General features: G+C 73.0%; 24 protein-coding genes. 11 read left to right on the top strand and 13 right to left on the bottom strand.

The annotated features are described in order from the left end of the window. The first annotated feature begins 19 nt into the window (after positions 1-19). Together OG514_RS12300 and OG514_RS12295 are read left to right on the top strand one after the other, a co-directional pair. Positions 20-676 carry a response regulator transcription factor gene (locus OG514_RS12300; protein ID WP_266893837.1) on the top strand — a complete coding sequence of 219 codons (657 nt, stop codon included), beginning with the start codon at positions 20-22 and terminating at the stop codon, positions 674-676. After that, positions 673-1,809 carry a HAMP domain-containing sensor histidine kinase gene (locus tag OG514_RS12295; RefSeq protein WP_266893835.1) on the top strand — a complete coding sequence of 379 codons (1,137 nt, stop codon included), beginning with the start codon at positions 673-675 and terminating at the stop codon, positions 1,807-1,809. The genes OG514_RS12300 and OG514_RS12295 overlap by 4 nt, the downstream gene beginning before the upstream one ends. Here OG514_RS12295 and OG514_RS12290 read toward each other — a convergent pair. Continuing rightward, positions 1,776-3,395, bottom strand: coding sequence for a VWA domain-containing protein (locus OG514_RS12290; RefSeq protein WP_266893833.1), 1,620 nt, complete (start codon positions 3,393-3,395; stop codon positions 1,776-1,778). The two genes, OG514_RS12295 and OG514_RS12290, sit on opposite strands and share 34 nt — an antisense overlap. Positions 3,396-3,651: 256 nt before the next feature. Between OG514_RS12290 and OG514_RS12285 the strand changes: the two genes are divergently transcribed. Beyond that, on the top strand, positions 3,652-5,712 hold the full coding sequence (locus OG514_RS12285; protein ID WP_266893831.1) for a PhoX family phosphatase: 2,061 nt from the start codon (positions 3,652-3,654) through the stop codon (positions 5,710-5,712). Positions 5,713-5,744: 32 nt separating this feature from the next. Here OG514_RS12285 and OG514_RS12280 read toward each other — a convergent pair whose 3' ends face one another. The 8 genes from OG514_RS12280 to OG514_RS12245 form a co-directional block, all read right to left on the bottom strand. Then, positions 5,745-6,734 (bottom strand): hypothetical protein, encoded by a 990-nt coding sequence (locus tag OG514_RS12280; protein ID WP_266893829.1) that lies wholly within the window; start codon positions 6,732-6,734, stop codon positions 5,745-5,747. 77 nt (positions 6,735-6,811) lie between these two features. After that, positions 6,812-8,287, bottom strand: coding sequence for an APC family permease (locus tag OG514_RS12275; protein WP_266893827.1), 1,476 nt, complete (start codon positions 8,285-8,287; stop codon positions 6,812-6,814). Between the two features lie 197 nt (positions 8,288-8,484). Beyond that, positions 8,485-10,437, bottom strand: a complete 1,953-nt coding sequence (locus OG514_RS12270; protein WP_266893825.1) for an FUSC family protein — start codon at positions 10,435-10,437, stop codon at positions 8,485-8,487. 52 nt (positions 10,438-10,489) lie between these two features. Next, a complete protein-coding gene (locus OG514_RS12265; RefSeq protein ID WP_266893823.1) occupies positions 10,490-10,726 on the bottom strand; it encodes a DUF2630 family protein in 237 nt (78 codons plus the stop codon). An 18-nt stretch (positions 10,727-10,744) separates the two neighbouring features. After that, positions 10,745-11,740, bottom strand: coding sequence for an endonuclease/exonuclease/phosphatase family protein (locus OG514_RS12260; protein WP_266893821.1), 996 nt, complete (start codon positions 11,738-11,740; stop codon positions 10,745-10,747). A 103-nt stretch (positions 11,741-11,843) separates the two neighbouring features. Then, the gene (locus OG514_RS12255) at positions 11,844-12,284 is read right to left on the bottom strand and encodes a hypothetical protein (protein WP_266893819.1); all 441 of its coding nucleotides are present in this window, start codon (positions 12,282-12,284) and stop codon (positions 11,844-11,846) included. Positions 12,285-12,296: 12 nt separating this feature from the next. After that, complete coding sequence (locus OG514_RS12250; RefSeq protein ID WP_266893818.1) at positions 12,297-12,728, bottom strand: hypothetical protein; 432 nt, start codon at positions 12,726-12,728, stop codon at positions 12,297-12,299. Positions 12,729-12,765: 37 nt separating this feature from the next. Next, positions 12,766-13,572 (bottom strand): alpha/beta fold hydrolase, encoded by an 807-nt coding sequence (locus tag OG514_RS12245; protein ID WP_266893816.1) that lies wholly within the window; start codon positions 13,570-13,572, stop codon positions 12,766-12,768. A 76-nt stretch (positions 13,573-13,648) separates the two neighbouring features. Here OG514_RS12245 and OG514_RS12240 point away from each other — a divergent pair, with 76 nt between their 5' ends. The 5 genes from OG514_RS12240 (at position 13,649) to OG514_RS12220 (ending at position 17,915) form a co-directional block, all read left to right on the top strand. After that, entirely contained in the window at positions 13,649-15,043 is a 1,395-nt protein-coding gene (locus OG514_RS12240) for a PLP-dependent aminotransferase family protein (RefSeq protein WP_266893814.1), read from the top strand. A gap of 122 nt (positions 15,044-15,165) precedes the next feature. Then, positions 15,166-15,639: an Rrf2 family transcriptional regulator gene (locus tag OG514_RS12235; protein WP_266900829.1), complete on the top strand. Its 474-nt coding sequence runs from the start codon at positions 15,166-15,168 to the stop codon at positions 15,637-15,639. Between the two features lie 74 nt (positions 15,640-15,713). After that, positions 15,714-16,916, top strand: a complete 1,203-nt coding sequence (locus OG514_RS12230; protein ID WP_266893812.1) for an MFS transporter — start codon at positions 15,714-15,716, stop codon at positions 16,914-16,916. Next, positions 16,913-17,353, top strand: coding sequence for a RidA family protein (locus OG514_RS12225; RefSeq protein ID WP_266893810.1), 441 nt, complete (start codon positions 16,913-16,915; stop codon positions 17,351-17,353). Before OG514_RS12230 ends, OG514_RS12225 begins: the two co-directional genes overlap by 4 nt. A 157-nt stretch (positions 17,354-17,510) precedes the next feature. Next, positions 17,511-17,915 carry a hypothetical protein gene (locus OG514_RS12220; protein WP_266893808.1) on the top strand — a complete coding sequence of 135 codons (405 nt, stop codon included), beginning with the start codon at positions 17,511-17,513 and terminating at the stop codon, positions 17,913-17,915. Here OG514_RS12220 and OG514_RS12215 read toward each other — a convergent pair. Beyond that, complete coding sequence (locus OG514_RS12215; RefSeq protein WP_266893806.1) at positions 17,873-18,439, bottom strand: hypothetical protein; 567 nt, start codon at positions 18,437-18,439, stop codon at positions 17,873-17,875. The genes OG514_RS12220 and OG514_RS12215 overlap by 43 nt on opposite strands. Before the next feature lie 177 nt (positions 18,440-18,616). On the opposite strand from OG514_RS12215, the gene OG514_RS12210 reads away from it, so the two are divergent. Both OG514_RS12210 and OG514_RS12205 read left to right on the top strand, forming a co-directional pair. Continuing rightward, complete coding sequence (locus OG514_RS12210; RefSeq protein ID WP_266893804.1) at positions 18,617-19,654, top strand: ATP-binding cassette domain-containing protein; 1,038 nt, start codon at positions 18,617-18,619, stop codon at positions 19,652-19,654. Further along, positions 19,651-20,517 carry an ABC transporter permease gene (locus OG514_RS12205; protein WP_266893803.1) on the top strand — a complete coding sequence of 289 codons (867 nt, stop codon included), beginning with the start codon at positions 19,651-19,653 and terminating at the stop codon, positions 20,515-20,517. Before OG514_RS12210 ends, OG514_RS12205 begins: the two co-directional genes overlap by 4 nt. A gap of 9 nt (positions 20,518-20,526) precedes the next feature. On the opposite strand, the gene OG514_RS12200 is transcribed toward OG514_RS12205, so the two are convergent. Continuing rightward, positions 20,527-20,898 carry a VOC family protein gene (locus OG514_RS12200; protein WP_266893801.1) on the bottom strand — a complete coding sequence of 124 codons (372 nt, stop codon included), beginning with the start codon at positions 20,896-20,898 and terminating at the stop codon, positions 20,527-20,529. Between the two features lie 190 nt (positions 20,899-21,088). Here OG514_RS12200 and OG514_RS12195 point away from each other — a divergent pair, with 190 nt between their 5' ends. Then, on the top strand, positions 21,089-22,219 hold the full coding sequence (locus OG514_RS12195) for a MerR family transcriptional regulator (RefSeq protein WP_266900828.1): 1,131 nt from the start codon (positions 21,089-21,091) through the stop codon (positions 22,217-22,219). 10 nt (positions 22,220-22,229) lie between these two features. Here the strand turns inward: OG514_RS12195 and OG514_RS12190 are convergent, their stop codons facing one another. Both OG514_RS12190 and OG514_RS12185 read right to left on the bottom strand, forming a co-directional pair. Beyond that, positions 22,230-22,658 (bottom strand): universal stress protein, encoded by a 429-nt coding sequence (locus OG514_RS12190; RefSeq protein WP_266893799.1) that lies wholly within the window; start codon positions 22,656-22,658, stop codon positions 22,230-22,232. A gap of 52 nt (positions 22,659-22,710) precedes the next feature. Continuing rightward, positions 22,711-23,334, bottom strand: a complete 624-nt coding sequence (locus OG514_RS12185) for an FMN reductase (RefSeq protein WP_266893797.1) — start codon at positions 23,332-23,334, stop codon at positions 22,711-22,713. Position 23,335: the final 1 nt, after the last annotated feature.

Below are 23,335 nucleotides of genomic sequence, written 5' to 3'. Positions count from 1 at the left end.
GACGAGGAGGATGGGGGACATGCGTGTACTGGTTGCCGAGGACGAGCGGGACCTCGCCGAGCTCGTCGCCACCGGCCTGCGGCGCGCCGGCTTCGCCGTCGACACCGTCCACAGCGGCGACGCCGCCCTCGACCACCTCGGCCTCCACCCGTACGACGTCCTCGTCCTCGACCGGGACCTGCCGCGCGTCCACGGCGACGACGTCGCCCGGCGGCTCGTCGCCGAGGGCTCCCCGACCCGCATCCTCATGCTGACCGCCGCGACCGCCACCGAGGACCGCGTCACCGGGCTCGACCTGGGCGCCGACGACTACCTCGGCAAGCCCTTCGAGTTCCCCGAGCTGGTCTCCCGGGTCCGGGCCCTGCGCCGCCGCTCCGCCCGCGCGCCGCTGCCCCCGCTCCTGGAGCGGTACGGGCTCCGCGTGGACACCGTCCGGCGGACCGCCACCCGCGACGGACGGGACCTCGACCTCTCCCCCAAGGAGTTCTCCGTCCTCCAGATCCTCCTGGAGGCCGACGGGGCGGCCGTCTCCGCCGAGGAGCTCCTCGACCGCGCCTGGGACGTCCATGCCGACCCCTTCACCGGAGCCGTACGCGTCTGCATGAGCAAGCTGCGGGCCAAGCTGGGCGAGCCGGCGCTGATCAGGACGGTGCAGGGCGTGGGGTACCAGCTGTGACCCCGGGTGACGCGGGCTATCTGGGTTCCGGGTCCACGATCCGCACGCGCATCGCGCTCGTGTACGGGGGTGCCTTCCTGGTCCTCGGGACGGTGCTGCTGCTCGTCGTGAACCTGCTCGTCCTCGCCGGGACGGACGAAAAGACCGATGCCATCGTCGCCCGCGCGAACGGGGCGGCGAGCGGCGTCGCCGTCGTGGAGGCGTACGAGCTGGGTGACGACATCAGCCGCGCCGCCGGTGAACAGATGCTCATGTGGTCGGGCCTCGCCCTGCTCGTCATGGCCTGCTGCGCCGTCGTCGTCGGCTGGTGGACCGCCGGGCGCGTCCTGCGGCCCGTCCACGAGATGACCGCCCGCGCGCGCCGCCTCTCCGAACGCAACCTGCACGACCGGATCGCGGTGAGCGGGCCCGACGACGAGCTCAAGGAACTCGGCGACACGATCGACGCGCTCCTCGGACGTCTGGAGACGGCCTTCGACAGCCAGCGCCGCTTCATCGCCAACGCGTCGCACGAACTGCGCACCCCGCTCGCCACCCAGCGCGTCGCGATCCAGGTCGGCCTCGACGACGACTGCGACGTACGGCAGGTGCTCCTCGACGCCAACCGGCGCAGCGAACGCCTCATCGACGGCCTGCTCCTCCTCGCCCGCAGCGAGCGGGGGCTCGCCGAACGGGAGGACGTGCCGCTGGGGGAGGTCGTCGAGGAGGAGCACGCGGGCGCGTACGTGGTGGCCGACGGAGGCGTCGTACGGGGCAGCCGGGTGCTGCTCGGGCAGCTCGTACGGAATCTCGTCGCGAACGCGGTCGCGTACAACGTGCCGGGCGGAACCGTGGACGTACGGGCCGAGGCCGGAGTCCTGACGGTGACCAACACGGGTCCTGTCGTCCCGCCCGACGAGGTGGCCGGTCTCTTCGAACCCTTCCGGCGGGGCGAGGGGCGGGACCGGATGGGGCCGGGCGCGGGGCTCGGACTGTCCATCGTGCGGTCGATCACGGCGGCGCACGGCGGGAGCGTGCGGGCGGTGGCGCGGGGCGCGGAGGAGGGCGGCGGCCTGGTGGTGGCGGTGACCCTGCCGGTCACCGCCACCCCGGTCCCGGGTCAGAACTCCAGGTCGGCGAGCAGTCCGCGGTAGAAGGCGGCGTGCGCGGTCTCCACGGGCGTCACGCCCGCGAAGTACGTGCCGGTACGGGGAGTGCCGTCGAGCTTCCGGAGGAAGTCGAAGGCCTTGTTGTCCTCCTCGCCCCAGACCACGAACCGCCAGTGCAGCGGACGCTCCGCGGCCTCGGCCAGGGCCTGGGTCGCGGCGGTCTTCGACTCCGGCGCGCCGTCGGTCTGGAAGACGACCAGGGCGGTACGGGTCGGGTCGGCCTTCTCGTGGTGCGCGAGGACCTCTTCCACGGCGCGGTGGTAGTTGGTGCGGCCCAGGCGACCGAGACCGGCGTTGACCTCCTCCACGTGCGTGGGGGTGAGGGTGCCGGGGGTCAGGTCGATCGTCCCGTCGATGTCCGTGGAGAAGAACACGGTCGTGACGGTGGCGTCCTCGTCGAGGTGCGCCGCGAGCGCGGTGACCTGCTCGGCGAGCCGCTGCACGGAGCCGTCCTTGAAGTACCCGCGCATCGAACCGGACCGGTCGACGACGAGGTACACGGCGGCCCTGGCCCCCGTGAGCTCCTGCTTCTTGAGCTGGGCCCCGGCGGCCTTGTAGGCGTCGGCGAGGTGGGGGGCGGCCGCCTTGAGGCGGGCGAGGGGGAGAGCGGGGGAGCCTGCCGCCTCGGGGGTGACGTCGGCCTCCGCCTCCGGCTCGATGGCTTCCGCGTCGGTGGCTTCGGCCTCGGTGGCTTCCGCCTCGACAGTGACGGCCTCCGGCTCGGTCGGAGCCACGACGTGGGCCTCCGGCTCGGCGGCGGTGTCGGCTGCTTCGGCCTCCGGCTCGGTCTCCGCTTCGGCCTGCGCGGCGGCGGGCTCCGGCTGTGCGTCCGGCTGTGCTTCCGGCTCGGCGGCGGCCTCGTCGGCACCTGCCTGCGGCTCGGCCGCGACGGGCTCGATCTCCTGCTCGGCCGGAGCGGCGACGGCGGACTCCGCCTCCACCTGCTCCTCCGGAGCCGGTTCGGACGCGTCAGCGTCCACGTCCACGACGGCAGCCGCCTCAGGCTCCGTCGGCTCCGCCTCGACAGCGTCCGCCTCGGGCTCCACGTCCCGCTCCTGCGGGGCGGCTTCGGCCTCTGCGGTGGCCGGCTCGTCGGTGTCGGCCGTGGCCTCGACAGGGGTCTCGGCCGGGGCCGACTCCTCGGCCACCGGCGCCTCTACCGTCTCTACCGGCTCCACGGCCTGCGGCTCGGCCGCCTCCGTGACCGGCGTCGCCGCCTCCGGCTCCGCGTCGGCCTCGACGGCAGCCACAGCCGGCGTCTCCGCCTCGGCCTCAACCGGCGTCTTCGCCTCAGCGGCAGGCGTCCCCGTCCCCGCTCCCGGCGCAGGCGTCTTCGCCCGTGCGCGCGGGATCTGCGGGTTGTCGAACGACGCCGCCACCAGATCGTCCGCCGCGCGGCGGGCCTCGGACTCCGGAGTGTCCGAGGACGAGGACGAAGACGTGGAGGTGGACGAGGCCGTCGACGTCGACGCCGACGTGGTCTCACGCGTCTGGGACGGGACGACGGAGGTCGCCGGGGATTCTTCGTGGTCCCGGCCGAAGACCTTGCGCAGCATGCTCCGAATACCCATGGGCGAACCCTTTCGCATGAGTGGGGTGCGTGTGAATGTCCGTACTGGGCGTTTCGGGACGTTCATCCCTGGCCAGGGCGGACACGTAAGGTTAGCGGCCACCCCTCCCCTCCTCGGCGACCCGGTCGCCCCCGGTTGCCGTGCATTCATTCGGCGTTCACTCCATCGCCGTCCCTGTGCAGATGTGCGCACATAGCGTCGCCGCCGAAGGAATCCCGACACCATGTCGGCGCAGTGTGCGCCGTAGGAGGACGAAGTGCGCAAACTGCTGCCGCTGCTGAGCACAAACCCCCACGGAGGCGGCCGTTCCGCTCTCACCTGCCGTTACCGCTGTGGTGACGCCTGCTTCCACGAGGTGCCCAACACCAGCGACAACGAGTACGTCGGCGACGTCATAGCCGGTGCGCTCTCCCGCCGTTCCGCCCTGCGCGCCGCCGCCGTGGTGACCGTCGCCTCCGCCGCGGGTGGTGCCCTCGCCCTCGGCAACGCCCCCGCCGCCGAGGCCCACTCCCAGAAGCCGGGCCACGGCCACGGCTCCGGCAAGGCCGACGGCGCCCGCGGTCTCCGCTTCACCCCGGTCGCGCCCAACACCGCCGACCAGGTCACCGTCCCCTCCGGCTACTCGCAGAACGTGGTCATCCGCTGGGGCGAGCCCATCCTCCGCGGCGCCCCCGCCTTCGACTCCGAGAAGCAGACGGCGAAGGCCCAGGCCGGCCAGTTCGGTTACAACAACGACTTCCTCTCCCTGCTGCCGCTGCGCGGGGAGCCGGGCCGCCAGGTCCTCGTCGCGAACCACGAGTACACCGACGAGGTCCTGATGTTCCGCGGCTACGACGCCGCCAACCCGACCCGCGAGCAGGTCGAGATCGCCTGGGCCGCGCACGGCCTGTCGGTCGTCGTCGTCCAGGAGGAGCACCGCACCGGCAAGCTCGCCCCGGTCTCCCGTCACCACCTCAACCGCCGTCTCCACACGACGAGCGAGTTCGAGGTGACCGGCCCCGCCGCGGGCAGTGACCTGCTGAAGACCTCCGCCGACCCCGAGGGCCGTACCGTCCTCGGCACGCTCAACAACTGCGCCGGTGGCACCACCCCGTGGGGCACCACCCTCCACGGCGAGGAGAACTTCAACCAGTACTTCGCCAACGGCTCCAGCGCCACCGACAAGCGCTACGGCGTCGGCACCGGCGCCACCGAGCGCAAGTGGGAGCGGTTCGACAAGCGCTTCGACCTCAAGCAGGAGCCCAACGAGGTCCACCGCTTCGGCTGGGTCGTCGAGCTCGACCCGTACGACCCCGACTCCACGCCCCGCAAGCGCACCGCGCTCGGCCGCTTCAAGCACGAGGCCGCGCAGCCCCGTCTCACCGACGACGGCCGTCCGGTCGTCTACATGGGCGACGACGAGCGGTTCGACTACTTCTACAAGTTCGTCTCCTCGAAGCGGATGAAGAAGGGGAACTCGCGGGCCGCCCGCGAGCACAACCTCACCCTGCTCGACGAGGGCACCCTGTACGTCGCCAAGCTGACCGGCGACTCCCCGGCCGCCGAGATCGACGGCACCGGCAAGCACCCGGGCGACGGCGAGTTCGACGGCTCCGGCGTATGGATCCCGCTCGCCACCGGCGACGTCTCGCACGTCCCCGGCATGACCGCCGAAGAGGTGTACGTCTTCACCCGCCTCGCCGGTGACAAGGTCGGCGCCACCAAGATGGACCGCCCCGAGGACGTCGAGCCGTCCCCGCGCACCGGTCGCGTCTACGTCGCGCTCACCAACAACACCGACCGCGGCAAGGCCGGCAAGGCCCCCGCCGACGAGGCCAACCCGCGCAACCTCAACAAGCACGGGCAGATCCTCGAACTGGCCGAGAACTGGGACGACCCGTCCTCCGACGGTTTCGCCTGGCGCCTCTTCCTCGTCGCCGGTGACCCGAACGACCCGGCCACCTACTTCGCGGGCTACCCCAAGGAGAAGGTCTCCCAGATCTCCTGCCCGGACAACGTGGCCTTCGACCCGCACGGCAACCTGTGGATCTCCACCGACGGTGCCCAGCTCGGCTCGCACGACGGCCTGTTCGGCGTCGCCACGCAGGGCGAGCGCCGCGGTGAGCTCAAGCAGTTCCTGACCGTGCCGAAGGGCGCCGAGACCTGCGGCCCGATCATCCAGGACCGCCGCGTCCTGGTGGCCGTGCAGCACCCGGGCGAGATCGACGGCGCCTCCGTCGAGAACCCGAAGTCGGAGTGGCCCGACGGACCCGGGAAGATCGTCCGCCCGTCGGTCGTCGCCGTGTGGCGCACGGACGGCCGCGACATCGGCGTCTGAGTCTCACGGGGCTCGGGAGTGGGGTGACCCGGTCACTCCACTCCCAGGCCCTCCCTGAACCGTACGAACTGCTCCTCCGGGTCCCCCGTGTACGCCCACGGCACCCATGCCGCCCGGGTGCCCAACATCCCGAGCAGCTCCCGGGCGATCTCGACCTGGCCCGCGTAGCAGGCGGCGTGGACCAGGAAGTTGAGGTCGCCGACCTCTTCCGGTGCGACCGGCGCCCCCGGGTCCCGGCCGCCGATCCACCGCGCGTGCGTGCGGCGCAGTTCCGTCACCGCCAGTTCGTGCTTCCAGTGCTGGTCGAAGCCTCGCACCGGGCCCCGCCCGAGCGCCCCGTCCGCGATGTACCGGTACTCCTCGACCCGGGCCACCTGTACGAGGACGGGCAGCGGGGAGCCGGGCGGGGCCACGCCCGCCGCGTCGCGGGCGAAGTCGTACATGCTGCCGTGCGTGCCGTGCCACCGCGCCGACCAGTAGCGCAGCACCTGGATGTGACCCTCCGTGTTGTACGGGTCCCGGCGCCGCAACTCGTCGAACCAGTGCCGCAGTTCCCGGCGCGGCACCCCGCCCTCGTACAGTCGGGCCACCGAGAGCAGCGACACCCACGGCATCGGGTCGGCGGGGGCCGCCTCGGCCGCGCCCCGGCAGGCGTCGACGGCGGCGTCGATACGGCCCCGTTCGACGGCGGCGCCCCGGCCGGCGGCGATGGCCGCGTCGAAGACCCGTACGACCTCGGTCGCCGCCCGCAGCACGGCCGCGTCCGGGTTGCCCGGCTCGGCGGCCCGCCAGGTCTCCACGGTGGAGCTGCCGGCGGCGGCGTGCGAGAGGAGCCGCAGCCGGTGGGTGCGGCGGGCCCAGTGGTCGCCGGTGGCGGCGAGCAGGTCCCGTACGCCCTGCCAGCGGCCGATGACGATGTCGTGGCGCGCCTCGGTCAGCGCCCGGTCCCCGAAGTCCGGGTCGAAGTCGGGCGCGAAGCGCTCCGGACGTGCCGAGCGCGCGGAGCGGCGGCGTACGGCCATCGGGGGCCTCCTTCGGGTTCGGCTGCCGTCAGAAGTCGTGGGCGTGAGGGGTGTCGCGGTGGTGCTGGTGGTGGTGGTCAGAAGTCCGTGGCGTAGCTCTTGTCCCGGGGGCCCGTACGCGCGCGCGTGGCCGGGCCCGAGCCCTCCGAGGCGGCCATCGCGCGGGCGGCGTCCAGGCGGGCGGGGCGGTAGTAGTCGCTGCCCTTGCGCCAGTACACGAGCAGCGGGACGACGCCGAGGAGCAGGCCGCCGAGGCCGATCGTGAGGGCGGTGGTGGAGAGCTCGCCGAGCGCCTCGACGAAGGTCCAGAGCATGAACGCGGAGCCGAGCAGCGGCCAGAGGCCGCCCAGCAGCAGGTTCCGTACGGAGCGGAAGAGGACCGACTTGTACGCGACGACGGCGGCGATGCCCGCGAGGCCGTAGTAGAAGGCGATCTGGAGCCCGATCGCGGAGACGGCGTCCCGGAGGATCTGCTGCACGGAGCCGGCGGCCGCGGCGGCCGCGAACATGACCAGGGCGGCGCCGCCGACGGCGGCGATCGCGATCCACGGGGTGTTCCAGCGGCGGTGCACGGCGCCGAGCGCGGCCGGCAGGGTCCGGTCGCGGCCCATCGCGAAGAGCGAGCGGGTGACCTGGAGGAGGGTGGTCTCCAGGGTGGCGACGGTGGACAGGAGGACGGCCACGACGAGGAGTTTGCCGCCGATGCCGGGCCAGATCTCCTGGCCGACGACGGCGAGGACGTTGGGTCCGGCGGTACGGATCTCGTCGGCGCTCAGCAGCACGTTCACGGCGACGGTGACGGCCACGAAGAGGAGGAAGACGAAGCCGACGCCGACGAGCGCGGCGAGCCCCGCGGTGCGGCGGCTGTTCCTGGTCTCCTCGCTGAGGTTGCTGGTGACGTCCCAGCCCCAGTAGTAGAACGCGGCGATCAGCGCGCCGGCGGCGAAGCCCTGCGGCCCGTCGAACTGGCTGAAGGAGAACCAGGACCAGTCGAAGGCGGTGGCCCGCCCCCGGTGCGCGACGGCGGCGAGGATGAAACCGAAGAGGATCAGCATCTCGACGCCGGACATGATCAGTTGCGCCCGTACGGTCAGCCGGGCGCCGCCCAGGACGACGAGCAGCATCATCAGGAACCAGCCGGCGCCGACGGCCGCCGCGAGCGGGGTGCTGTCGGCGAGGTCCTCGTCGATGAGGGCGAGCGTGAGGGAGCCGGCGGGCAGCGATCCGGCCACCATGAAGACGGTGGCGGCGAAGACGAGGGCCCAGCCGGAGAGGAAGCCGAGGAAGGGGTGGAGGGTGCGGCCCACCCAGGAGTAGCCGGCACCGGCGTTGACGTCGATCCGCCCGAGGCGGGCGTACGCGAGGACGATGCCGAACATCGGTATCGCGCAGTAGAGCAGGGCGGCGGGTCCCGCGTAGCCGACGGCGCCGAAGAGCACGGCGGTCGTCGCGGCCATCGAGTAGGCGGGGGCGCTGCCGGCGACGGCCATCACGATCGTGTCGAAGGTGCCGAGGACATTGGGCTGGAGCCCTCTGTTCGTGGTGGTGCGCATGGCGGGGTCCTCGGGGCGCGGGGGGTGAGGCAGGGCGAAGTGGCCCGTCCGCCGAGCCGGTTGCCGACGGCGGCGGGCGCGGATCACGGTGAGATCGAGCGCATCGTAGTCGCCCGGGTGGCTTCCGGTAACGGCGGTGGGGAGGGTTCCGTTCCGTGACCGCCGGTAAGTCCTCCCGTACGCCCCCGCAAGGAGGTTTACCGCAGGTCGGGACCAGCGATGGCACGGGCCGCGCTGACCTCCTGACGGAGGGGTGCGAGGACTCCGTTCTCGTCGCCGGGAAGCTCGGAGCGGACCTCGACCAGGGTGTCCGATGCACGGATTCCCTGCGCGAGTTCGCGCAGCTCCCGCTCGACGGCGGTGACCTCGGCGGGGTCGGGATCCGGGGCGCCGTGATTGACCCGGATCCGGGCGGCGGTGGTGGCGTCCACGATCCGCTCGACGGCGACGACGAGCGGCCACCAGGCGGCGGCGCGGGTACCGGTGGGCGGCGGTTCGGTGAGCGCGCGCTGGAACTCGGAGCGGACGGTGGAGAGATCGCGGTAGAGCTTCCGCCGTGCGCGCAGCCGCCCGCCCTGGTCCTCGCTTCCTCCGAACGCGCAGGTCACATAGGCGGCGGTGTCGGAGACGGCGTCCGCGAGCCGGTCGCCGACCCGGGCGTGCCAGGACTCGGGCCAGAGCAGATAGCCGGCGATCAGCGCGATGCCGCAGCCGATCAGGGAGTCGTACAGGCGGGGCATGACGAGGTCGAAGCCCTGCTGGTTGAGGGTGTCGGAGAGCAGCAGGATCACCGGGGTGATGGCCGCGGTCTGGAAGGCGTACCCCTTCGCGGAGAAGGCCGGGATGAGGGCGGCGAGGACGCACATCACGGGCACGTCCCACCAGCCGCGCGGGACCTCGGCGAGGACGAGGGCGGCGAGGAGGAGTCCGGCGGCGGTGCCGAAGGCGCGGAGCACGGCGCGGGAGAAGACCGAGCCGAAGTCGGGCTTCATGACGAAGGTGACGGTGAGGGCGACCCAGTACGAGCGGGGGACGGCGATCAGCGAGACGAGCGCCTGCGCGAGCCCGATGCACAGGGCGAGCCGGAGCCCGTACCGCCAGGACGCCTCGGAGAACAGGACGGCGCGGGTGGCCCGGCGGGCCCGCACCCGGAGCGCGGCGGGGCGGCCGAGCCGGTCGTCGACGTTGTACGGGTCGGGCTCGGCCTTGTGGACGACGGCGGCGGCGTGCCGCAGGGCATGGTCGACGGCCTTCTCGGCGGGCCGCTCGGGGGTCGGCAGATCGAGTACGGGTGCCCCGGTGCGACCCTCGTCCACGGCGTCGGCGAGCTCGCGCACGGCCGCGGGGATCGTCGCGGACAGCGGCCCGTAGAGCTGGGCGCGGAGATGGGCGGCGGGGGCGGCCTCGACGAGCGGAATGACGACGTTCAGCTGGGCGAGCAGCCGGACGAGGGAGGGCGCGCGGCCGTGCTGCCGGGCGCGGCGGGCGAGGACGAGGTCGTAGGACTGGTTGAGGGAGGCGGTGACGGCCTGCCGCTTCTCGTCGTACGAGTCGGCTCCGGTGGCCTCGTACAACTCGGCGACGGAACGGTAGGTCGCGGCGACGGCGGACCGCTCGGGCGCGGCGCCGCGCAGCGGCCAGCCGAGGAGGGAGAGGAGAAGGACGAAGAGCCCGCCGAGGGTGAGCAGGAGCGGCGCCGTCCACCAGGGATCGGGCATGGGGAGCCCGGCCCCCACCACGGAGTTGAGGAGCAGAAGCAGCCCGGAGACGGAGGCGACGGCCCCGATGGAGGAGATCATCCCGGAGACGAGCGCGACGAGCGTGAGCACCGCGACGGCGACCCAGCCGTGCCCGAAGACGACGGTCCCGAGAGTCACTCCGACGGCCCCGAAGAACTGCGGTACGGCGATGTTGAAGATCCGCATCCGATAGGCGTCGGCGGTGTCGCCGATGACTCCGGAGAGCGCCCCCATGGACACGAGCGCCCCGTAGGCGGGCCGCCCGACAGCCAGCCCGACGGCGAGCGGCACGGACAGCGCGACGGCGGAACGTCCGACGGCGGCCCAGGGAATCGGCGCGGGCGCGGGCCTGAACCCGGCGGTCAGCCAGGCGGGCGGGGAGAGCCGTACGGGACCGGCGGGGCGTGCCATGGGGCCAACGTACTGGCCGGGGCCGCGCGGTGGCTCCGGGCGGGTCCGCGGCTCAGTTGCGGTAGGACTCGACCTCGGTGGCCGGGCGGAGGGTGGCCGTGTCCGGGTCCTCGCCGTATTCCGCCTTGGCCCGGCGCTGGCGCAGCAGGTCCCAGCACTGGTCCAGGCGGACCTCCAGGTCCGCGAGGCGGGTGCGTTCCTCGGGGAGGAGGCCGCCGGTGCGCTGGCGCAGGGCGCGTTCCTCCTCTACGAGGGCTCCGATGTCGTCCAGGATCTCCTCGTTCTCCATGTCCTCCAGGGTCGCCGATCAGCGCGGCCCGCGCAGGTCGAGATCGGCGAGGACCGCGCGGTGGTCGGAGCCCGCCAGGTCGAGGAAGCGGACGTCGCGGACGCTGAAGCCGTTGACCAGGACGTGGTCGATCTGGACGTACGGGGGGAGGGGGCCTTCCATGGGCCAGGTGGGGGTGCGGCTCGCGTTCGCGCGCCGGGACGCGTCCTGGAGCCCGCCCGCGGCGAGGATCGCGCGGAAGGCCGCGTGGTCCTGGGAGGCGTTGAAGTCGCCGGCGATCAGTGTCGGTCCCTGGGCGTGCCGGGCGGCGAAGTCCTTGATCCGGGCCAGTTCCCGCTTCCACAGGTGTACCTGCCCGGGCAGCGGCGGCAGCGGGTGCGCCAGCTGGAGCCGTACCGGTACGCCCGCGATGTCGGCCGTGGCTCCCGGCATGCCCATGGCCGCCGGGATCATGCGCCAGTCGCGGAGGGGGTAGGCGCTGAGCAGGATGGAGCCGACCGAGCCTTCGCCGTCGACGGTGGCGTAGTGCGGGAGTTCCGTGGCGAAGGTCTTCGTGAGCGTGTCCCGGCAGGCCCGGTCGCATTCCGACACGAAGACGAGCTGGGGCCGCTCCCGTCGGATCACGCCGGTGAGCGCCCGCGTCCCCTGGCCGAATTCGACGTTCGCGGCGATGGCCTTGACCCGTGCGAGCGGCAGTCCGTACGAGATGACGGTCTGCGGCATGTACGGCACGGAGCTCCAGGCGGTGGCGGTGAGGACGAGGACCGCCGCGAAGGTCAGTACGCGGCGCCGGGCCGCGGCGGCGAGGAGCAGGGCGAGGCCGGCGGGGACCGTCAGCCAGGGGAGGAACGAGAGCAGTTGGGGGATCGGGGTCACCGCGTCGGTGTCCAGGGCGCGGCAGGCCGTGACCAGGGCCGGCACCACCAGGAGCAGCCCGGCGGCCCAGGCAGTGACGCGGTGCCTGGGCCGGAGGGGTTGCTCGCGGGGCGGTGGGGTCGGACTGCTGCTGGTCACGGTTTCTGCAGTCTCCGCGCTCTCCGCACTCTCCGCGGGTTCTGCGTGCTCTGCGTGCTCCGCGGGTTCTGCGTTCTCTGCGGTCTGGACTCGGTCCACTCCGTCAGTGTCGCAGGGCCTGCGCGATCTCTGCCTTCGGTTCGCCCGAGAGCGTCCGATTGCTGCGTGCCGTACCGGTCTTGGACTCTCCGGGCTTGACGCCGTCGATGTTCAGGACGACCGAGTCGAGGAAGTTTCCGTCCGCGTCCCGGAAGGTGACCATGATCGTGTAGTCGGCGTCCTCGTCCTTGGGGTTGGTCGCCGTGATCTCGGCGACCGTGCGGTCCCCGTCGGTGCTCGTCGGCCCGGCGGTCACGTCGCCGGTGGCCTTGACCCCGTCCTTGACCTCGTTCATCTTGTCCTGGGCTGCCGAGGCGGCGGCCGCGGTCGCCGAGGAGACGATGTCGCCGGCCGTCTCCTTGGCGGCGTCGCACCCGGTGAGGGTGAGGGTCGCCGTGGCGGCGACCCCGAGAGCGAGGGCGGGGATGCGCGGGATTCGCCTCATGCGCCCGCCCCCTCAGAACTTCTCGTCCGAGCCGTACGACTCGTCCGTCGCGAGCGCCCAGATCACGAAGACCGAGATGGCCATCGCGAACAGCGCCCAGAACGGCTGGTACGGCAGGAACAGGAACTGGAGCAGGATGTTCAGGGACGCGAGCGCGATGCCCGCGACCCGGCCCCACTCCGCGCCCTTGAGGATGCCGAAGCCGGCGATCGCGAGCACGATGCCGAGGATCAGATGGATCCAGCCCCAGGTGGTGAGGTTGAACTTGAAGACGTAGTCGCCGACGCGGGTGTAGACATCGTCCTCGGCGATTCCGGCGATGCCCTGGAAGACGTCCATGAAGCCGGTGACCAGCATGAGGACGCCCGCGAAGAGCGTGCCGCCGCTCGCCCAGGCGGCGGAGGAGGAGTTCGGCCTGCGGGGTGGTGCCGTGTTCTGGCTCATGGCCCCATCGTCGGAGCGTTCGTACGGTTCCGAATCTTCAGTTGGGCCGTACGAGTGAGCGGAGGTAGTTCTCCAGTACGGCATTGAAGTCGTCCGGGCGCTCCAGGTTCGGCAGGTGCGCGGCTTCCTCGATCACGGCGAGCGTGGAGTGGGGGAGAAGCGCGTGCATGTCCTCGGCGTCCGCGACCGGGGTGTACGAGTCGTCCCGGCCGACCACGACGAGCGCGGGGAACGGGACCTTCGTCAGCGTCTCCCGGTAGTCCGGGCGCTCGGCCCGGCCGCGCAGCGCCGCCGCGGCGCCCGCAGGGTCGGTCGCGCACATCATGCGGTGCACGTGCGGGGCGGCGTGCGTGTTGTACGGGGCCACCATCCGGTCCAGTACCTCGTCGGCGTACTCCCGCACGGCCTGCGCGCCCCCGGCGAGCAGCCGGTCGGCCATGGCGTTCCTCGCGGCCTTGCCCTCGTCGGTCTCGGCGGCGGGGAAGGTGTCGGCGAGGACGAGGCCCCGGATCCGGTCGGGGTGGCGGCGGTAGAGCTCCATGGCGATCTGGCCGCCCATGGAGAGGCCGGCGAGGACGCAGTCGTCGATCCGGAGGGCGTCGAGGAGGTCGATCAGGTCCTCGGCGAAGTCGCCCAGGCCGGTCTTGTCCCGTCGCGCGCCGAGGGGAGTCCTTCCGTAGCCGCGCAGGTCCGGGGCGATCACCCGGTGCGTGGCGGAGAAGCGGTCGATCTGGGGCTGCCACATGGTGTGGTCGAAAGGGTGGCCGTGGACGAGGAGGAGGGCGGGGCCCTCGCCCCTGTTCTCGTAGTGGATCTCGGTGGCGAGGGTGCGGATGTCGGGCATGTCCGCAGGCTAGGCAGCTCCAAGTGCTCGGTGCAATAAGATCTTTGCTCTCGGTGCAATGCGGGAGGGGCTGGGCATGGAGGAGTACCGGAGGATCGCCGACCGGGTCGAGGCGGCCGTACGGGACGGGCGGCTGCGGCCCGGCGACCGGCTGCCGCCGCAGCGGGTCTTCGCCCGCCGCCATGCCATCGCGAACTCGACGGCCATCCGCGTGTACGGGGAGCTCGCCCGCCGGGGCGTCGTCGTCGGGGAGGTCGGGCGCGGCACCTTCGTCCGGGCCGCGCCCCCGCTCCCGGGGCCCGCGCTCGCCGAGGCGACCGGCCTCGCCCCCGTCGACCTCCAGCTCAACTACCCGGTCGCCGAAGGGCAGTCGGAGCTGATGGCCCGCGCGCTCGCCGCCCTCGCCCGGCCCGACGTCCTGGCCGAGGCGGTGTCCCGGCCGGCCGCCGCGACCGGCACCCCGGAGGCCCGCGACGCGGCGGTGAGCGTGCTCGCCCGGCCCGGCTGGGCGCCCGACCCCGCGAGCGTGCTCTTCGCCGGGAACGGCCGGCAGGCCATCGCCGCCGCACTCTCCACGCTCGTTCCGCCGGGCGGCCGGCTGGGCGTCGAGGCCCTCACGTATCCCCTGGTCAAAGCGGTGGCCGAGCGGCTCGGCATCCGGCTCGTGCCGCTCGCCCTGGACGCCGAGGGGGTACGGCCCGAGGCGCTCGCGGCGGCCCACCGGGCGGCACCGCTGTCCGCCGTCTACCTCCAGCCGACCCTGCACAACCCGCTCTCCTCGACCGCGGGAGAGGGTCGCCGGGCCGAACTGGCCGAGCTGCTCCGGACCTTGGACCTGACGGCCGTCGAGGACACCACCTGGGCCTTCCTCGTCCCGGACCCGCCCGTCCCGCTCGCCGCCCACGCCCCCGAGCGGGTCGTCCTCGTCGACAGCCTCTCCAAGCGGCTGGCCCCCGGCCTGACCGTCGGCTACCTCGTGGTGCCCGGACGGCTCCGCGCGGCCGTGGCGGAGGCCCTGCGCTCCGGCGCCTGGACGGCGGGCGGCCTCGCGCTCGCGGCCGCCGTCCGCTGGACCGGGGACGGCACGGTCGCCGAGGCGGTCGCGGCCAAGCGGGCGGACACGGAGGCCCGGCACGCCCTGGTCCGGCGGCGGCTCGCCGGGCAGGTCGTCCGGACCTCCCCGCACGCGTACTACTGCTGGTGGGAGCTGCCCGCGCCCTGGCGGGCGGATACGTTCACGGCGGCCGCCGCCGCACGCGCGGGCGTGGCGGTCACCCCGGGCAGCGCCTTCGCGGTCGGTACGGGCACGGCTCCGGACGCGATCCGGGTCGGGCTCGCCTCACCGCCGCGCGCGGTGCTCGACGAGGCCCTGTCCCGGCTCGCGGCCCTCGTGGCAGCCGGGCCGAGTGGGGCGGACGGGGCGGGCAGGCCCGGCGGGGCAGCCGGGGCGGGTGGCGCCGACAGGGCGTGAACGCGAGGTGCCCCGCCCGCGAAGGCGAGTGTGCGGTCGGCGGCGACCGGCTCCGCACAGGCGGCTACGGAGCCCTTGGTTGCTCCCCTTCATTCTGGACATGTAGAGTCCAGGTTATGAAGATGAGTGACGGCGTGGAATGGGCACTGCACAGCTGCCTGAACCTGGCCTGGATCGGACCCGAGCGGGCGGTCACCGCCGCACGCCTCGCGGCCTATCACGAGCTGCCCCCGGCGTATCTCAACAAGCAGCTTCAGGCGCTCGCCCGCGCCGGGATCGTCACCTCGGTCTCGGGCCCCAAGGGTGGCTTCCGGCTGGCCCGCGGCCTCGACCGGATCACGCTGATGGACGTCGTCGCCGCCGTCGAAGGCCCTGACGAGGCCTTCCGCTGCACCGAGATCCGGCAGCAGGGACCCGGTGCGGGGGCGCCGGAGGCGTACGCCGCCGAGTGCGCCATCGCCGGGGCCATGGGGCGGGCCGACCTGGCCTGGCGCCGGGAGCTCATGGCCCAGACCCTGGACGACGTCCGGGAGCGGGCCGAACTCCAGGCGCCGGCCGCGCCCGAACGGCTCCGCCACTGGTTCGCCAACGTCTGAATCGGCCGCCCTCCCGGCTTCGGGAGGGCTTGTGAAGGGGGTAATTCTGGATGTTAGATATCCAGTTAAAGCGGTTGGGGCACGTAGAGCAGGCAGGGAAGGGCACGGCGAGCGGGCGGCCCGCCGTCGCCGCCGTCACCCTCGGCATCTTCACCGTCATGACCGCCGAACTGCTGCCGGTCGGACTGCTCACCCCGGCCGCCGCCGACCTCGCCGTCTCCGAGGGCACCGCCGCCCTCATGGTGACCGTGCCCGGCCTCGTCGCGGCCCTCGCCGCACCGCTCGTCACCGTCCGAGCGGCCGGTGCCGACCGGCGTACCCTCCTGGTCGCCTTCCTGTTCCTCGCCGCGGTCGCCAACCTCGTCCCGGCCCTCGCCGGACACCTCGCCGTCGTCCTCGCCGCCCGGGTCCTGCTCGGCGTCGCCATCGGCGGCTTCTGGGCGCTCGCCGGCGGCCTCGTACCCCGGCTCGTGCCCGCCGAAGCCGTGGGACGGGCCACCGCCGCGATCTTCGGCGGTGTCTCGGCCGCCTCGGTCCTGGGCGTCCCCGCCGCCACCCTCCTGACCGAACGGGTCGGCTGGCGCTGGGCGTTCGCCGCCACCGGGGTCCTCGCCCTGCTCGCGGCGGTCGCGCTCCGGGCCCTGCTGCCACAGCTGCCGGGAGCCGGGACGGAGGGAGGACGAGGAGCCGGCCCCGGGCTGCGGGGACTCGCCGCCCTGCCCGGCCGCAACCGGCGCGTGCGGGCCGGGCTCCTGCTCACCCTCGCCCTCGTCACCGGGCACTTCCTCGCGTACTCCTTCGTCCGACCGCTGCTCACCGACCACTCCGGGATCTCCGGCTCGCTCCTCGGCGCCCTGCTCCTCGGCTACGGCGTCGCGGGTGTCGCCGGGAACTTCCTCGTCGGCTCCCGGGCCGCCCGCTCCCCGGGCCGCACGCTCGCGGTCATCGCCGCCGCGCTCGGCACCGTCCTCCTCGCCGGCTTCCTCCTCGGCGACTCTGCGATCGCCGGCGCCGGGCTGCTGCTCCTCTGGGGGCTCGCCTACGGCGGGGTCTCGGTCGCGCTCCAGTCCTGGTTCATGGCCGCCGCCCCCGACGACGTCGAGACGGCCACCGGCCTCAACGTCAGCGTCTTCTGCCTCGCGATCGCGCTCGGCGCCCTCCTCGGCGGGCTCCTGGTCGACGCGTACTCCCTCGGCACGGTGCTCCTCGCGGGCGCCGCACTCACCCTGGCCGCGTTCCCCGTGGCCGTACTCTCCGGAAGGAACGACCACTCATGACCGTCCAGCCCTCCACCACCGCCCGGACCTCCGCCGACCAGCGGGTCATCACCAACCCCGACACCCTCCACGACCCGACCCCGTTCGGCTACAGCCACGCAGTCTCCGCGCCCGGCGAGCTCGTCTTCATCGGCGGCCAGTACGCCTCCGACGCCACCGGCGCCCCCGTCCCCGGCGACTTCGCCGCCCAGGTCGAGCTCTCCCTCACCAACCTGCGGCTCGCCCTCGAAGGCGTCGGCCTCGGTCTGGAGCACGTCGTCCGCCTCGGCTCGTACATCGTCGACCACGACATGGCCAAGCTGGAGGCCCTCGGCAAGGGTCTGCACGCCCACTTCGGCGAGCGGCTCCCGGCCCAGACCCTCAGCGGCGTCGCGGCGCTCGCCCTGCCGGGCATGCTCTTCGAGATCGACGCGGTCGCCGTACGCCCGGCCGCCTGACCCGTTGTCCGGCCCGGGCGCCCGCCCCGCCGCTCGACCCCGTCACCGCCTGCCCGTCGCCCGGCCCTCCCGCCTGATCCACTTGCGGGGTGCCGGGCGCGGGTGTGCCCTTGAGGGTGCGGGAAGCAACAGGGGGCGAGACGAAGGAGCTCCTGCCATGGCCGCACACGCAGCGGTACCCGTCGGGCACCAGTTCAGCACTCACGGCTGGGGAGTACCGGTCACCCTCGGCATCCTGTACGGCCTCTGGGCGCCCACCATCGCGCGCGACGGCGGCCCCCTCACCTGGGGGCAGCTGTGGCTCGGCCTCATCACGGCCATCGTTCTCGCCGCGGGGATCCACCTGCTCCGGCGTCACGGCCACGTCCTCCCCCGCGAGGTGCGGGCCGCCGCCTGGGGTGCCTTCTCGGGCATCGCCGTCGGCTTCCTCTTCAGCCTGTCCGATGCCAGCATCCTGTCGTCGAGCGGGCTCGGACTGGCCTTCGGTGCGGTCACCGGCACCGCCGCGTACTACCTCTTCTACACCCACGAGGACGGCGCCGGGCGGCCCGCTCCGTACTGACGACCCCCACCCCGACGCTCCTCACCGCGGCGGCGCCGACGATAGGCGACCGCCACGGCGGCGAGCAGCACCGGCCAGGCCAGGAGCGGCGCGTAGCAGACGGCCAGCAGGGCGTCCTGAGCCGGTGTGGCAGGGATGCCGGGCCCCAGGTCCGCGTACGAGGCGTACGCGCCCCAGGCGGCGATCGCGCACAGCCCCGCCACCCCGGCCAGGGCCGCGCCCGTCGCCGCCGCCGGGTTCACCCGGCGCCCGCCGAGGAACGGCATCCAGCGGGGGAAGACCTCGCCCCAGGGGCGTACGAGCCCCAGGGTCAGGAAGGCGAGCAGCTCCGACACGACGCTGAGGGAGACGACGTACACCGACTCCCCCAGGCCCATGGCGCCGAGGTCGGCGTCCTGGGTGACCGGGAGACCGGCGACGAGCGCGAGGCGCCACAGGCCGGACGGGAGGGTGACGAGCGGGACGGCGTGAGCGGCGAGGACGGCCCAACGGGGCACGTCGGGAAGGGCTTTGATTCTCATCATGCGTCCAGCGTTCCGCCGGGGCCGGGGTCCTGACGTCGCCCCGGAGAGCGGTCCGCCTCCACCGCGCGGCGGAGAGGGGGATCCTCCGCCCTGGCGAGACGGCGCCGGGCGAAGGAGACTGGTGGGAGCGCTGTTTTCCGCGCGCTCTTCCGCGCCCTCTCCTGGAGGATCCACGGTATGACCGACCTCGCCATCGAGACCGAGGGCCTGGTCAAGGTCTTCGGTACGAACCGCGCCGTCGACGGGATCGATCTACGAGTCCCCGCCGGGACCGTCTACGGGGTCCTCGGCCCCAACGGCGCCGGCAAGACCACCGCCGTCAAGATGCTCGCCACCCTGCTCCGCCCCGACGGCGGCCGGGCCCGCGTCTTCGGCAAGGACGTCGTCAAGGACGCCGACACCGTGCGCGGCCGGGTGAGCCTCACCGGCCAGTACGCCTCCGTCGACGAGGACCTGACCGGCACCGAGAACCTCGTCCTGCTCGGCCGGCTGCTCGGCCACTCCCGGCCCGCCGCCCGCGAGCGCTCCGCGCAGCTGCTCGCCGCGTTCGGGCTCGCGGAGGCCGCCGACAAGCAGATCAAGAACTACTCGGGCGGCATGCGACGCCGTATCGACATCGCCGCGTCCATCCTCAACACCCCCGACCTGCTGTTCCTCGACGAACCGACCACCGGCCTCGACCCGCGCAGCCGCAACCAGGTCTGGGACATCGTGCGCGCGGTGGTCGCCCAGGGCACCACCGTCCTGCTGACCACCCAGTACCTGGACGAGGCGGACCAGCTGGCCTCCCGCATCGCCGTCATCGACCACGGAAAGGTGATCGCGGAGGGCACGAAGGGCGAGCTGAAGGCCTCCGTCGGCTCCGGTTCGGTGCACGTACGGCTCCGGGACCCCGAGCAGCGCCCGGAGGCCGAGAGGGTCCTCCAGGCCGCCCTGAAGGCGTCCGTGCAGCTCGAACCCGACCCCGTGGCGCTCACCGCCACCGTCAACGGCCACGGGACGGACCTGGGCGCCGCCGAGCAGGCCGCGCGGGCCCTCGCGGAGCTGTCGAGGGCCGGGATCCTGGTCGACAACTTCGCGCTCGGGCAGCCCAGCCTCGACGAGGTGTTCCTGGCGCTGACGGACCGGCCCGCGGACACGACCGGCAGGGACGGCAGCGATGGCACCGACGGCAGCGACGGCACCGACACCTACCGGAAGGGACCGACGGCATGAGCACCGTCACCACCGGCAAGGACACGCAGACGACCGAGGCGCTCGACTTCGTCGCCCCCAAGGCGGACGAACTCGCGGAGCTGCTCGTGGGGCAGTCCCGCCCACCGCGCCCCAGCGCGGTCTCCGCCTCGATGACCTTCGGCTGGCGGGCCATGCTGAAGATCAAGCACGTGCCGGAGCAGCTGTTCGACGTGACGGCGTTCCCGATCATGATGGTGCTGATGTACACGTACCTCTTCGGAGGTGCCCTGGCCGGTTCGGTCTCCTCGTACATCCAGTTCCTGCTGCCCGGCATCCTCGTGATGAGCGTCGTGATGATCACGATGTACACCGGGGTCTCGGTCAACACCGACATCGAGAAGGGCGTCTTCGACCGCTTCCGCACGCTGCCGATCTGGCGGCCGGCGCCGATGGTCGGCTATCTCCTCGGCGACGTCGTGCGCTATCTGATCGCCTCGGCCGTGATGCTGACCGTCGGCATGATCATCGGCTACCGGGCGGACGGCGGGATCGTGGGCGTGCTGCTCGGGGTCGCGCTGCTGCTGGTGTTCTCGTTCGCGTTCTCGTGGATCTGGACCATGTTCGGTCTGATGCTGCGCAGCGAGAAGTCCGTCATGGGCGTGTCGATGATGGTGATCTTCCCGCTGACGTTCCTGTCCAACGTGTTCGTCGACCCGAAGACGATGCCGGGCTGGCTGCAGGCCTTCGTGAACAACAGCCCGGTGACGCACCTGGCCTCGGCGGTGCGGGAGTTGATGGCCGGGAACTGGCCGGCGGCGGACATCGCGTGGTCGCTGGGGTGGTCCGCGCTGTTCGTGGTGGTCTTCGGCACGATCACCATGCGGCTCTACAACCGCAAGTAGCCGCCGCTGTCACCGACCTCGCGGGGTGGTCTGCTGGACGGCCCAGCGGTTGCCGTCCGGGTCGGCGAAGTAGACGAAGGAACCCCAGGGCTGGTCGTCGATCTCGGTGACCTCGATCCCGCGGGTGCTGAGTTCGCGGTGGGCCTCCTCGATGTCGGTGACGACGACCTGCATGTTGTCCAGGGAGCCCGGGGCCATCTCCGTGATCCCCTTGCCGAAGGCGATCGAGCAGGCCGAGCCGGGCGGGGTCATCTGGACGAAGCGGATGTCGTCACTGACGGGGATGTCGTGGTCGGCGTGGAAGCCCACGCGCTCGTAGAAGGCCTTGGCCCGGTCGATGTCGGTGACGGGCACGCCGATCAGTTCGAGTCTGATGTCCATGAGGGCATCATGCGCCAGGCGACAGTCGGGCGCACGGCGTCCGCCGCCTCGCGGTTGACCTTCCCCCGCGGGGAAGGCCCAGCATCGTCGTGCCGGGCGGAAAGCCCGGCGCAGGGAGGAGAATCGAGCCGTGCGCGACGAAGAGCCCATGTCCACGTCCCTGCCCGAGGGCACGCCCGTGCCCGGGCCGATGCTGACCATCGGGGACTTCGCCCGCGCCTCCCGGCTCTCCGCCAAGGCGCTGCGCCGCTACGACGAGCTCGGCCTGCTGCCGCCCGCCCGCGTCGACCCGTTCACCGGCTACCGCTACTACGCGGTGGAACAGCTCGAACGGGCCCGGCTGATCGCCTGGCTGCGGGGGATCGGCATGCCGCTCGCCGAGGTGGGACGGGTCTGCGCGATGTACGCGTCGGACGCGGCGGCCGCGGCCCGCGCGATCCGCGACTACTGGGCGCGGGTCGAGTCGGAGACCGAGGCGCGGCGGGACCTGGCGGCCTCCCTGGTGGACCGGCTGAGGGGACACACCGAGATGACCGACGGGATGACCGACGAGATGAACGTAGGGGCGACGTCCGGGGCGACGACGGGGGCGACGACGGGGAGGACCGACGCTCCCGCCTTCGTCCTGCGGACCGCCGTGCGTCTGGACCGCGGCCTGGTCCGCGCCGCCCAGCAGGACGCGGCCCACGCGGGCCCGCACCTGCTGGCCGTCGCCGACGGGTACGGCCCCGAGGGTGAGCGGGCCGCGCTGGCCGCGGTCGGCGCACTGGAAGCCGTACCGCCGCCGGCGCCTTCGGCGCGCGCCGGGGACGTGCTCAACGCCCTGGAGGACGCGGTCCGCACGGCCGACAGCGCGGTCTCCGGGCTGGCCGACTCGGGCACGACGCTGACCGCGGCCGTGTGGACGGGCGGCCGGCTGGCCCTCGCGCACGTGGGCGACTCGCGGGCGTACCTGCTGCGGGACGGCACGCTGGTACGCCTCACCCGCGACCACACCGTCGTCCAGGCCCTCGTCGACGCGGGCGAGCTGGACCCGGCCGAGGCGGCGGACCGCCCCGACCGGGCGCTGCTCCTGAAGGCCCTGGACGGCGGGGACGTGCCGCCCGAGCCGGAGCTGGGAGTGCACGAGACGCGGCCCGGCGACCGCTATCTGCTCTGCACGGACGGGCTTTCGGCGGTCGCGCCGGCCGAGGACATCCGCCGCGCGCTCGCCGCGGGCGTCGGCCCGGACGACGCGGCCGGGGCGCTGGTCGCGCTGGCGCGGAGCCTCGGCGGCCCGGACAACGTGGCGTGCGTGGTGGCGGACGTGGTGCCCGGCTGAGGACGTCCCGTCAGTCCCCCGTGCCCCGTACGACCACCACCGGGCACGGGGCGTGCTGGGTCACCCTGCTGGAGACGGAGCCCAGCACCGCCGCCTTGAAGCCGCTGTAGCCGCGGTCGCCGACGACCAGCAGGGACGCGCCCTCGGCCTGGTCGACCAGGGCCTGGGCCGGGTTGCCGCTGACGACCGTACGGGTCACGCCGGCGGCGACGGCCGGGTCGAGCGCCTTTGCCAGGGACTCGTCCAGGGAGTGCTCGGCGAGCATCTGGGGGTTGAAGTCCGGCGGCACTCCGGGCGCAGTCGTCCAGGACGCGGGGTACTCCCATCCGATGACCGCCTGGAGGGAGTCCCCGGTGAGGGCGGCCTGCCCGGCCGCCCACTGCAGCGCCTTCAGGGACGGTTCCGATCCGTCCACACCCACCACGATCCTGCCGGCCATCGCCGATCTCCGTTCGTTGTCGGGAACCCTCCCCCACAACGTAACAAAAGGATCAATCCAGGCGCAGATCGGCCAACTGCTTCTCGAACGGGACGACCTCGTCGTCGTCGAGCCGCCGGGACGGCCGGGCCGCGACCGTGTCGGCGAACTCGTTCCCCGCCCGGGTGATCCGGGAGGGCAGCCCCTCCGTGTACTCGTCGCCGCCCGAACCCCAGTCCTCCGATGCCGCGTAGACGGCGGTCGGGACGACGAGGGCCCGCAGATAGGCGAAGAGCGGCCGCAGGGCGTGGTCCAGGACGAGCGAGTGACGGGCGGTGCCGCCGGTCGCCCCGATCAGAACCGGGGTGCCGGTCAGCGCGGCCGGGTCGACCAGGTCGAAGAACGACTTGAACAGACCGCTGTACGAGGCGGTGAAGACCGGGGTCACCGCGATGACCCCGTCCGCCCCGGTCACCGCGTCGATCGCCTCCTGGAGCCTCCCGGAGGGGAAGCCGGTGACGAAGTTGTTCGCGATGTCGACGGCCAGGTCGCGCAGTTCGACGACCTGGACGTCGACCGCGTACTCCTGCTCGGCCAGCCGGTACCGGGCGGCCTGGACGAGCCGGTCGGTGAGCAGCCGGGTGGAGGAGGGGGAGCTGAGGCCGGCGGAGACCGCGACCAGCTTCAGGGTCTGCATG

Source organism: Streptomyces sp. NBC_00572, from assembly GCF_026341815.1.
In the GTDB taxonomy this organism is placed as follows: domain Bacteria; phylum Actinomycetota; class Actinomycetes; order Streptomycetales; family Streptomycetaceae; genus Streptomyces.
The sequence above is the reverse complement of the archived record's forward strand: the minus strand, read 5'-3'. Positions and strand labels throughout refer to the sequence as shown.

Excerpts from the sequence above, each read along its gene's own strand:
- OG514_RS12225 (WP_266893810.1), top strand. The coding sequence starts at position 16,913 with ATGACCGTCCAGCCCTCCACCACCGCCCGGACCTCCGCCGACCAGCGG.
- OG514_RS12255 (WP_266893819.1), bottom strand. The coding sequence starts at position 12,284 with ATGAGGCGAATCCCGCGCATCCCCGCCCTCGCTCTCGGGGTCGCCGCC.
- OG514_RS12275 (WP_266893827.1), bottom strand. The coding sequence starts at position 8,287 with ATGCGCACCACCACGAACAGAGGGCTCCAGCCCAATGTCCTCGGCACC.
- OG514_RS12205 (WP_266893803.1), top strand. The coding sequence starts at position 19,651 with ATGAGCACCGTCACCACCGGCAAGGACACGCAGACGACCGAGGCGCTC.
- OG514_RS12280 (WP_266893829.1), bottom strand. The coding sequence starts at position 6,734 with ATGGCCGTACGCCGCCGCTCCGCGCGCTCGGCACGTCCGGAGCGCTTC.
- OG514_RS12235 (WP_266900829.1), top strand. The coding sequence starts at position 15,166 with ATGAGTGACGGCGTGGAATGGGCACTGCACAGCTGCCTGAACCTGGCC.
- OG514_RS12290 (WP_266893833.1), bottom strand. The coding sequence starts at position 3,395 with ATGGGTATTCGGAGCATGCTGCGCAAGGTCTTCGGCCGGGACCACGAA.
- OG514_RS12250 (WP_266893818.1), bottom strand. The coding sequence starts at position 12,728 with ATGAGCCAGAACACGGCACCACCCCGCAGGCCGAACTCCTCCTCCGCC.
- OG514_RS12190 (WP_266893799.1), bottom strand. The coding sequence starts at position 22,658 with ATGGCCGGCAGGATCGTGGTGGGTGTGGACGGATCGGAACCGTCCCTG.
- OG514_RS12270 (WP_266893825.1), bottom strand. The coding sequence starts at position 10,437 with ATGGCACGCCCCGCCGGTCCCGTACGGCTCTCCCCGCCCGCCTGGCTG.
- OG514_RS12200 (WP_266893801.1), bottom strand. The coding sequence starts at position 20,898 with ATGGACATCAGACTCGAACTGATCGGCGTGCCCGTCACCGACATCGAC.
- OG514_RS12220 (WP_266893808.1), top strand. The coding sequence starts at position 17,511 with ATGGCCGCACACGCAGCGGTACCCGTCGGGCACCAGTTCAGCACTCAC.
- OG514_RS12245 (WP_266893816.1), bottom strand. The coding sequence starts at position 13,572 with ATGCCCGACATCCGCACCCTCGCCACCGAGATCCACTACGAGAACAGG.
- OG514_RS12240 (WP_266893814.1), top strand. The coding sequence starts at position 13,649 with ATGGAGGAGTACCGGAGGATCGCCGACCGGGTCGAGGCGGCCGTACGG.
- OG514_RS12210 (WP_266893804.1), top strand. The coding sequence starts at position 18,617 with ATGACCGACCTCGCCATCGAGACCGAGGGCCTGGTCAAGGTCTTCGGT.
- OG514_RS12185 (WP_266893797.1), bottom strand. The coding sequence starts at position 23,334 with ATGCAGACCCTGAAGCTGGTCGCGGTCTCCGCCGGCCTCAGCTCCCCC.
- OG514_RS12265 (WP_266893823.1), bottom strand. The coding sequence starts at position 10,726 with ATGGAGAACGAGGAGATCCTGGACGACATCGGAGCCCTCGTAGAGGAG.
- OG514_RS12195 (WP_266900828.1), top strand. The coding sequence starts at position 21,089 with ATGCTGACCATCGGGGACTTCGCCCGCGCCTCCCGGCTCTCCGCCAAG.
- OG514_RS12300 (WP_266893837.1), top strand. The coding sequence starts at position 20 with ATGCGTGTACTGGTTGCCGAGGACGAGCGGGACCTCGCCGAGCTCGTC.
- OG514_RS12215 (WP_266893806.1), bottom strand. The coding sequence starts at position 18,439 with ATGATGAGAATCAAAGCCCTTCCCGACGTGCCCCGTTGGGCCGTCCTC.